Here is a 9,764-nt window from a genome sequence, read left to right on the forward strand (position 1 = left end):
CCCCCCCCCCCACCCCGGCCCCGACCCACCCACCGAACCCCACGCGCTACACAAGCCCCCACCGAACCGAAACAGGCCGCCGCAGGCACAAAAGGCGCGAAGTCGACGTACGACCCGCAGAACCTCCTGCGCTACGGCCACACGGTGGCTCCGTCAGCCTGAACCAGACCACCGCAGCCACCGCGCCCCGACACCACACCCCACAACACTCAGGCCGTCGACACTCAGGTCGTAGACCGCCGCCGCCGAGCCCCCGGCCGCCGCTCGCTCGGCCGTGTCACCGGATCCCCGGCCTCGACCGCCGCCGCCCGCCGCTTCAGCCCGAAGTCGGCGAGGGCCTCGGCCAGCTTGTGCACGGACGGCTCGGGAGCCATCACATCCACCCGCAGCCCGTGTTCCTCGGCGGTCTTGGCCGTAGCGGGTCCGATACAGGCGATCACGGTCACGTTGTGCGGCTTCCCGGCGATACCCACCAGGTTCCGCACGGTCGACGACGACGTGAAGAGAACGGCGTCGAACCCACCGCCCTTGATCGCCTCCCGCGTCTCCGCCGGCGGCGGCGAGGCCCGCACGGTCCGATAGGCGGTGACGTCGTCGACCTCCCACCCGAGCTCGATGAGGCCCGCCACCAGCGTCTCGGTCGCGATGTCGGCCCGCGGCAGGAACACCCGGTCGATCGGATCAAAAACAGGGTCGTACGGCGGCCAGTCCTCGAGAAGCCCCGCGGCCGACTGCTCACCGCTCGGCACCAGATCGGGCTTCACGCCAAAGGCGACCAGCGCCTTCGCCGTCTGCTCGCCCACCGCGGCGACCTTGATCCCCGCGAAGGCACGCGCGTCGAGCCCGTACTCCTCGAACTTCTCCCGTACCGCCTTGACGGCGTTGACGGACGTGAAGGCGATCCACTCATACCGGCCCGTGACCAGCCCCTTGACCGCCCGCTCCATCTGCTGGGGCGTTCTCGGCGGCTCGACGGCGATCGTCGGCACCTCGTACGGCACGGCCCCGTAGGACCGCAGCTGGTCGGAGAGCGAGGCCGACTGCTCCTTCGTACGCGGCACGAGAACCTTCCAGCCGAACAGCGGCTTGTTCTCGAACCACGACAGCTGGTCGCGCTGCGCGGCGGCCGAACGCTCACCGACCACGACTATCACCGGCCGCCCGCCCTCGGGCGAGGGCAGCACCTTGGCCTGCTTGAGTGTCTGGGCGATGGTGCCCACGGTGGCCGTCCACGTCCGCTGGCGGGTGGTCGTACCGGCGACCGTCACCGTCATCGGCGTATCGGGCTTGCGTCCGGCGGCGACCAGCTCGCCGGCGGCGGCACCGACGGAGTCCAGGGTCGTCGACACGACCACGGTCCCGTCCGACGCCCCCACCTCCGTCCAGCACCGGTCGGAGGCCGTCCGCGCGTCCACGAACCGCACGTCCGCGCCCTGGGCGTCCCGCAGCGGCACACCGGCGTACGCGGGTACACCGACCGCGGCGGCGACACCGGGCACGACCTCGAAGGGCACACCCGCGCGGGCGCAGGCCAGCATCTCCTCGGCGGCGTACGCGTCGAGCCCGGGGTCCCCGGACACCGCACGTACGACCCGCCTGCCGCCCCGCGCGGCCTCCATGACAAGATGTGCCGCATCCCGTACAGCGGGGACAGCTGCGGTTGTTGACGCGCCGTCAACGATCGTTAGTTGGGGCGCGCCCGTGCCCGGAACCGGAGTCGAGGGCGACTCCGTGTCCGTGTCCACGACGGCGACGCCCGATCGAGCGTGGACGCGTACGACGTCGAGCACTTCGTGCCCGGCGACGAGGACGTCCGCGTTCGTGAGCGCCTCGACGGCGCGCAGAGTCAGCAGTCCCGGATCTCCGGGTCCGGCACCGAGGAAGGTGACGTGCCCGTGTTCAGGACCGGCGGGAAGGGTGGTGGGGCTCACTGTGCTCGCTCCCCCATCAGACCGGCCGCGCCCTGGGCAAGCATCTCGGCCGCGAGTTCACGGCCGAGCGCCATTGCTTGGTCGTACGTCTCGGGCACGGGACCGGTGGTGGACAACTGCACCGTACGAGAGCCGTCGGTCGTGCCGACGACGCCCCGCAGGCGCATTTCCTTGACAATCTGCCCGTCGGCCAGAAGGTCGGCCAGCGCGCCCACAGGGGCGGAGCAGCCGGCCTCCAGGGCGGCGAGCAGTGACCGTTCGGCGGTCACGGCGGCCCGCGTGAGCGGGTCGTCGAGCTCGCCGAGCGCTGCGATCAGGTCCGCGTTGTCCGCGGTGCATTCGATCGCGAGTGCTCCCTGGCCGGGAGCGGGCAAAACTGTGTCGACCGAGAGGAAATCGGTCACTTCGTCGATACGGCCGATGCGTGTGAGCCCTGCCGCGGCCAGCACCACCGCATCCAGGTCACCCTCGCGCACGAACCGCACCCGGGTGTCGATGTTCCCCCGGATCGCAACCGTCTCGATATCAAGTCCGTGCGTGCGGGCGTACGCGTTCAGCTGCGCCATGCGCCGGGGCGAACCGGTACCGATGCGGGCGCCGCGGGGCAGGTCGGTGAACTTCAGGGCATCACGGGCGACGATGACGTCCCGCGGGTCCTCGCGCTCGGGTATCGCGGCCAGCGCCAGCTCGTCCGGCTGCCCGGTCGGCAGGTCCTTGAGCGAGTGCACCGCGAAGTCGACCTCGCCCTTGAGCAGGGCTTCGCGCAGCGCGGTCACGAAGACACCGGTGCCGCCGATCTGCGCGAGCGCCTCCTTGGAGACATCACCGTACGTGGTGATCTCCACGAGCTCGACGGGCCGCCCGGTCACCTGGCTCACGGCGTCCGCCACCTGCCGCGACTGGGCCATGGCGAGTTTGCTCCGCCTGGTCCCGAGTCGTAGCGCCTTGGTACTCATGACGAGCCTCGGTCTTTCTCATCGGTGGTGCTGTCCTCGGCGCGGGAGACGGCGGCCACCGTCTCGGGGTCGAGGTCGAACAAAGTCCGCAACGCGTCCGCGTACCCGGCTCCGCCGGGCTCAGCCGCGAGTTGCTTGACCCGTACGGTCGGCGCGTGCAGCAGTTTGTCGACGACGCGCCGCACGGTCTGCGTGATCTCACCGCGCTGCTTGTCGTCAAGGCCCGGCAGCCGGCCGTCGAGCCGGGCGATCTCGCCGGCGACGACCTCGGCGGCCATGGAGCGCAGCGCGACGACGGTCGGCGTGATGTGCGCGGCCCTGAGCGCGGCCCCGAAGGCGGCGACCTCGTCGGCCACGATACGACGGACCTGGTCGACGTCGGCCGCCATGGGAGCGTCCGCCGAAGCCTCGGCGAGCGACTCGATGTCCACGAGACGCACTCCGCCCAGCCGGTGCACGGCGGCGTCGATGTCCCGGGGCATGGCGAGGTCGAGCAGGAAGAGCGAGGGGGTGGGCCGGGGAATCTCGGCGACGGGCTCGGGCCTGCGCCGCTCGGGCACCCGCCCGATGACGGCGGCGGTGGCCGCGAGCGCCGCGATGGCGTCGGCTTCCTCGGCGGGGTCGAGCACGGTCACGGCCGGACCGGAACTCTGCGGCCGCGGCGCGTTGTCCACCCACGCGGCATGCTGCTCCAGCTCGGAGGCGGCCATCCCGGCGACAGCGGCTTCCCCGAGCACGGAGAAACCGGCGGTGGCGGGCATGGGAGCCAGGTCGAGCGGACAGTTCTCGTCAGTCGCAGAGCTTGCGGTCGGTCGTGCCGGGGCGGCTCCCGACCCACGGAAGGGCGGCACCTCGTCGGCGCCGAGTTGCGCGACCCACCCCCGGCCGGCACCAGCATCCTGCACCGCCGCAGCGACAGCCTCAGCCGTCAGCACCAGCCCGGTGGCCCCCGTACAAGACACCACAACATCTGCACGTGTCAGCTCGTCCGACACCGCATCCATCGGTACCGCGCGGGCGGACACGTCCCCACCGTCATTGAGGATCTGCGCAAGCCGCTCGGCCCGGTCAGCCGTCCGGTTGGCGACGACGATCTCCCTGACCCCGACCCGGGCCAGCGTCGCCGCGGCCAGCGAGGACATCGACCCGGCCCCGATGACCAGCGCCTTCTTCCCCCGAGCCCAGTCCGACACCTCCGCGCCGAGAGCCAGCTGCTCCAGCCCGAACGTGACCAGCGACTGCCCCGCCCGGTCGATCCCGGTCTCGGAGTGCGCCCGCTTCCCGACCCGCAGTGCCTGCTGGAACAGGTCGTTGAGGAGCCGTCCGGCCGTGTGCAGCTCCTGCGCCCGCGCCAGCGAGTCCTTGATCTGCCCGAGGATCTGCCCCTCGCCGACGACCATGGAGTCCAGTCCGCAGGCCACGGAGAAGAGGTGGTGAACGGCTCGGTCCTCGTAGTGGACGTAGAGATACGGAGTGAGCTCGTCGAGCCCCACCCCACTGTGCTGGGCGAGCAGTGTGGACAGCTCGGCGACCCCGGCGTGGAACTTGTCCACGTCGGCGTACAGCTCGATCCGGTTGCAGGTGGCCAGCACCGCGGCCTCCGTGGCCGGGTCGGCGGCGACCGTGTCCTGAACCAACTTCACCTGCGCATCGGCATGGAGAGCCGCCCGCTCCAGCACGCTGACCGGCGCGCTGCGGTGGCTCAGCCCGACGACGAGGAGACTCATGCCGGCATCACGGCGGGTACGTCCCCGTCGGGCCCCTTGTCGGCGGACTCGCCGCGGCCGGTGACGACCGGACCGGCCCCGTCGGCAGCGGCGGCGGCCTCCTCACCGGCCTTGCGCTGCTCGTGGAAGGCGAGGATCTGCAGCTCGATGGAGAGGTCGACCTTGCGCACGTCGACGCCGTCCGGCACGGACAGCACGGTCGGCGCGAAGTTCAGGATGGAGGTGACCCCGGCGGCCACGAGCCGGTCGCAGACCGGCTGGGCGGCACCGGCGGGGGTGGCGATGACACCGATCGACACGCCGTTGTCCTCGATGATCTTTTCCAGGTCGTCCGAGTGCTGCACCGGAATGCCCGCGACGGGCTTGCCGGCCATCGCCGGATCGGCGTCGATCAGCGCCGCGACACGGAATCCACGGGACGCGAAGCCGCCGTAGTTGGCGAGAGCGGCGCCGAGATTTCCGATACCTACGATCACAACCGGCCAGTCCTGGGTCAGGCCGAGTTCGCGGGAGATCTGGTAGACGAGATACTCGACGTCGTAGCCGACACCGCGCGTTCCGTAGGAACCCAGGTAGGAGAAGTCCTTGCGCAGCTTCGCGGAATTGACCCCCGCGGCGGCCGCGAGCTCCTCGGAGGAGACCGTGGGTACCGAGCGCTCCGACAGTGCGGTCAGCGCGCGGAGGTACAGCGGAAGGCGGGCGACGGTGGCCTCGGGAATCCCTCGGCTACGGGTCGCCGGTCGGTGAGTTCGGCCAGTTGCCACGGTGCTCCTGCGGGTAGAGCGGGGCTGTAGGCGGTCATGCGTCCCCAGACCGCCCCGTCGAATGCAGGCTATGTCTTTGTGAACGCGTGCACAAAGATGGTGTCCGATTTGCCCGGCCAACGTGACCGGGGTCACGCGCGTCTCTCTCGGAGGCAAAACCGCACACTTCCCTCATCAATCCCGCCCCCAAGACCAAGTCGCCATCGATCCTAAGCGACCGGCCGGACCAGTTGGACTAGTCCGTCAGGGCCTTGCGGAGGCGATCTTCGTTCACCCGCCAGAAGGTGTGCTGTTCACCGTCGACGAGTACCACCGGGATCTGCTCCCAGTACTGATCGTGGAGTTGAGGATCCTCGTCGATGCTCTTCCGCTCCCACGGAACCCCGAGATCTCCACACACCTTCTCGATCACGGCTTGGGCGTCGTCACACAGATGACAGCCCGGCTTGCGGATGAGGGTGACGAGCCGTTCCTCGGGACGCTTGGCCGCCCTGCGGCGAAAGATGGAACTCATGTCGGCCATTCTCGCCCTTGTTTAACGACACGGTCGCGGAGAGTTCACACCCTTCAAACCTCTCGACTCCGGAACCACCGAACAGACTGGCTATGCTCACGCCATGGCCGCTCTCGGATGGCTCACTCCCCGTAGGCGCTCCGCCACGGCGCGAAGCGTGTTGGCAGGCGAGGCCTCGGCGGAGGCCGCGCGCAAGTCCTCCCAGGAGGTCGAGGAGACCTCTGGTACGGAACCGGAGTCCCAGTTCCCGGTCCTGGGCGACGACAAGGCCGCCGCCTTCTTCGACCTGGACAACACGGTGATGCAGGGCGCCGCCCTCTTCCACTTCGGCCGCGGCCTGTACAAACGGAAGTTCTTCGAGACCCGCGACCTCGCGAAGTTCGCCTGGCAGCAGGCATGGTTCCGGCTCGCCGGCGTCGAGGATCCGGAACACATGCAGGAGGCCCGGGACTCCGCGCTGTCGATCGTCAAGGGCCACCGCGTCGCCGAGCTCCAGTCGATCGGCGAGGAGATCTACGACGAGTACATGGCCGAGCGCATCTGGCCAGGTACGCGCGCGCTGGCACAGGCGCACCTGGACGCCGGCCAGAAGGTGTGGCTGGTCACAGCGGCCCCGGTGGAGATCGCCCAGGTGATCGCCCGCCGCCTCGGCCTCACCGGCGCCCTCGGCACCGTGGCGGAGTCCGTGGACGGCGTCTACACGGGCAAGCTCGTGGGCGAACCCCTGCACGGCCCCGCGAAGGCGGAAGCGGTCCGGGCGCTGGCGGCGGCGGAGGGTCTCGACCTGTCGCGCTGCGCGGCGTACAGCGACAGCCACAACGACATCCCGATGCTCTCGCTGGTCGGCCACCCCTACGCGATCAACCCGGACACCAAGCTCCGCAAGCACGCCCGTCAACTGGACTGGCGCCTACGCGACTACCGCACCGGCCGCAAGGCGGCGAAGGTCGGCATCCCGGCGGCGGCCGGCGTGGGAGCGGTGGCAGGCGGTACGGCGGCGGCGATCGCCCTGCACAAACGCCGCCGGTAGCCGGGCGAACACACCAATCCACCGGTTTTACGGGCGTAACCCCGTGTGCAGGCACATTGGCTGCACACGGCCACAACACGCCTTGTTCCCTGGCAGAACACGACCGCTTTCGATCAACAACCGGTCACTCTCCGGCACTTGAACTGCTCCCAATCGGTTACAGAAGCGACGTAATCGATGAATAGAGCAACTGGGTGTAGCAGGGCCTGCACTAAGCGTTATTCTCCTCAGACGCAATCCGGTACCCCTTCCGTCGCTACGACGGGTGAACGGTCCCGTACTGCACGTGATGGAAGCTCTGCCTCTGGGAGTCCCGTGTACCCACACGTCGGGGTTGACGCCTCGGGCCTGGCTACGCTGCGCGCAACGGTCCAAGACCTGTTGCGCGGCTTCGTCCCCACCGCGTACGCCGTCCCCGCCCTCGCCGCAGCCGCGGCACCGATCGGCCCGTGCTACGCACTGGCCGACGGTTCCGCGGCCGTCGGCAGACGAGGGCGTTCGACCGGCGCCGCCCCCGCCCGCCGTCCCGCCGCGGACAGCGACAGCGCCCGCATGATGGACCTGGTCGAACGCGCCCAGGCCGGCGAGGCCGACGCCTTCGGCCGCCTGTACGACCAGTACAGCGACACGGTGTACCGGTACATCTATTACCGGGTAGGAGGTAAGGCCACCGCCGAGGACCTGACGAGCGAGACATTCCTGCGCGCGCTCAGAAGGATCGGCACATTCACCTGGCAGGGCCGCGACTTCGGCGCCTGGCTCGTCACCATCGCGCGCAACCTCGTCGCCGACCACTTCAAGTCGAGCCGGTTCCGTCTCGAGGTCACCACCGGCGAGATGCTCGACGCCAACGAGGTCGAGCGCTCGCCCGAGGACTCCGTCCTGGAGTCGCTCTCCAACGCCGCGCTGCTGGACGCCGTCCGCCGGCTCAACCCGCAGCAGCAGGAGTGCGTGACCCTCCGTTTCCTCCAGGGCCTCTCCGTCGCCGAGACCGCCCGGGTGATGGGCAAGAACGAAGGCGCCATCAAGACCCTCCAGTACCGGGCCGTACGCACCCTGGCCCGTCTCCTCCCGGACGACGTCCGCTGAGAGCGCACGCCCGGTAACCGCCAACTCGCTCTCGGTGAAAGTCCGTTGCCTTCCCGACCCGATCATCCGCCGTCCGTAACCCAAGTGCCACGCCGCTCGTTGTGCGGGATGCAGGCTCCCTGTGGTCACTCCCTGGCCGACTTCGATCACTCGATCGTGTGCTTGTGGTCAGGGTGTGCAACCCTCAGGACCCCCTGGGGAGTCGACCGTCATGACGAGAGGAGGTGCCGCCAGTGATCGCGAACGTATCGGCGCACCGGCGGGCGAACGCCTTCGCCCAGGCCCTGGAGGAGCAGTCCGACCGGGACCCGGCGGCCGAGCAGTCCGAAGGACAGCAGCCGGCCGCTGGGGAACACACCGGGCAGGACCGCCTGTTGACCCTCGCGGAGTGTCTTGGCGAGCTGCCCAGGCCTGAGCTGGACCCTGAGGTCAAGGTCGTCCAGCGAGCCCAGCTCGTGGCCGCGATGGAGGCCATGCTGCTGGAGGGCGACGGGGTGGAACCCGCGGTGCCCGAGCAGCGCTCCCCTCGGGCGGGAGCCGCCCACCGGGCGAGTCCGCTCGGGAAACTGCGACCGCGATCCCGGCTCACCAAGGGCCTGGCCGCGGGCGGCCTGAGCGTCGGAGTCGCTGCCGGAGCCTTCGGCGGAGTGGCCGCGGCCAGCTCGGACGCCCTGCCCGGCGACTCGCTGTACGGCCTCAAGCGCGGCATCGAGGACTTCAAGCTCACCTACCTGTCCGAGGGCGACGACGAGCGCGGTGTCGCCTACCTCGACCAGGCCTCCACCCGGCTGAGCGAGGCCCGCCGCCTGATGGAGCGCGGCCGGGGCGGCCAACTCGACCACGAGTCCCTGAGCGAGATCCGCCGGGCCCTGTCCGGCATGCAGCACGACGCCGCCGAAGGCCACCGCCTGCTGCACGAGGCGTACGACCGCGACCCGAACTCCCTGGGCCCCATCCAGGCCCTCTCCAGCTTCTCGCGCTCGCACCGCGAGGCCTGGGGCGCGCTCCGCGAGCGGCTGCCCGTGCAGCTCGGCGACGTCAGCAACCAGGTGTCCTCGGTCTTCGACGCCATAGACGAAGAGGTCGCCCCGCTGCAGTCCCTCCTGCCCGAACCCGCCGCCCGCAGCGGTGGCTCGGGACAGCGGCAGCGCCCCGGGACGGCGTCCTCGGACACCTCGACCGGTTCCGGCCGGTCCACGGCTCCGGGCACCGGCGGCGGCTCCGAGCACAGCGGCGGCAGCAGCCCCAGCAAGCCGGCCACGTCCGCCGGCGAGGACGACGGCCTGCTCGGCGGCAACACAGGCGGCCTCCTCGACCCCCCGAAGGCCACCGGCACCGCCACCCCGACCACCCCCGCCCCCTCCTCCGACCCGGACGTCACCCTCCCGCCCCTCCTCCCCGGCCTCCTCCCCGGCCTGGGAATCGACGGCGAGAACACGAACTAGCTCTTCCGGTACGACGACGGGGGCACCCTTCCTGCGAAGGGCGCCCCCGTCGTCGTACGACAGCCGGCTGCGCCGGACTCCGTCCAGCGGCTCCACCCAGTCACGGCGCTCTCATGGCCGTCGGCCGGCTCAGAAGAACACCGACCGCCGCTGCACCAGCAACTTGGCCCCTCCTGTCTGCTGCCCTCGCACTGCTGCGCAGGCTTCGGACAGCTGCGCCGGACTCCGTCCAGCGGCTCCACCCAGTCACGGCGCTCTCATGGCCGTCGGCCGGCTCAGAAGAACACCGACCGCCGCTGCACCAGCAA

Annotated in this window: 8 protein-coding genes; 3 read left to right on the forward strand and 5 right to left on the reverse strand. The window is 70.3% G+C overall.

The window, feature by feature from the left end:
- Positions 1-224: 224 nt before the first annotated feature.
- The 5 genes from ACIBJB_RS47110 to ACIBJB_RS47130 form a co-directional block, all read right to left on the reverse strand.
- Positions 225-1,931 (reverse strand): uroporphyrinogen-III synthase, encoded by a 1,707-nt coding sequence (locus ACIBJB_RS47110; protein WP_398940329.1) that lies wholly within the window; start codon positions 1,929-1,931, stop codon positions 225-227.
- The gene (gene hemC / locus ACIBJB_RS47115; RefSeq protein WP_398940330.1) at positions 1,928-2,887 is read right to left on the reverse strand and encodes a hydroxymethylbilane synthase; all 960 of its coding nucleotides are present in this window, start codon (positions 2,885-2,887) and stop codon (positions 1,928-1,930) included. Before hemC ends, ACIBJB_RS47110 begins: the two co-directional genes overlap by 4 nt.
- Positions 2,884-4,614 carry a glutamyl-tRNA reductase gene (locus ACIBJB_RS47120; protein WP_398940331.1) on the reverse strand — a complete coding sequence of 577 codons (1,731 nt, stop codon included), beginning with the start codon at positions 4,612-4,614 and terminating at the stop codon, positions 2,884-2,886. The genes hemC and ACIBJB_RS47120 overlap by 4 nt, the downstream gene beginning before the upstream one ends.
- Positions 4,611-5,378 (reverse strand): redox-sensing transcriptional repressor Rex, encoded by a 768-nt coding sequence (locus ACIBJB_RS47125; RefSeq protein ID WP_398940332.1) that lies wholly within the window; start codon positions 5,376-5,378, stop codon positions 4,611-4,613. The genes ACIBJB_RS47120 and ACIBJB_RS47125 overlap by 4 nt, the downstream gene beginning before the upstream one ends.
- A gap of 235 nt (positions 5,379-5,613) precedes the next feature.
- The gene (locus tag ACIBJB_RS47130; RefSeq protein ID WP_398940333.1) at positions 5,614-5,901 is read right to left on the reverse strand and encodes a glutaredoxin family protein; all 288 of its coding nucleotides are present in this window, start codon (positions 5,899-5,901) and stop codon (positions 5,614-5,616) included.
- Positions 5,902-5,995: 94 nt separating this feature from the next.
- Between ACIBJB_RS47130 and ACIBJB_RS47135 the strand changes: the two genes are divergently transcribed.
- The 3 genes from ACIBJB_RS47135 to ACIBJB_RS47145 all read left to right on the forward strand — a co-directional run bounded on the left by ACIBJB_RS47135 (position 5,996) and on the right by ACIBJB_RS47145 (position 9,456).
- Positions 5,996-6,922 carry an HAD family hydrolase gene (locus ACIBJB_RS47135; protein WP_398940334.1) on the forward strand — a complete coding sequence of 309 codons (927 nt, stop codon included), beginning with the start codon at positions 5,996-5,998 and terminating at the stop codon, positions 6,920-6,922.
- A gap of 315 nt (positions 6,923-7,237) precedes the next feature.
- Positions 7,238-8,011: an ECF subfamily RNA polymerase sigma factor, BldN family gene (locus ACIBJB_RS47140; RefSeq protein ID WP_280863278.1), complete on the forward strand. Its 774-nt coding sequence runs from the start codon at positions 7,238-7,240 to the stop codon at positions 8,009-8,011.
- Between the two features lie 233 nt (positions 8,012-8,244).
- Positions 8,245-9,456 carry a DUF5667 domain-containing protein gene (locus ACIBJB_RS47145; RefSeq protein ID WP_398940336.1) on the forward strand — a complete coding sequence of 404 codons (1,212 nt, stop codon included), beginning with the start codon at positions 8,245-8,247 and terminating at the stop codon, positions 9,454-9,456.
- Positions 9,457-9,764 lie beyond the last annotated feature (308 nt).

The organism is Streptomyces sp. NPDC050759, from assembly GCF_044456945.1.
In the GTDB taxonomy this organism is placed as follows: domain Bacteria; phylum Actinomycetota; class Actinomycetes; order Streptomycetales; family Streptomycetaceae; genus Streptomyces.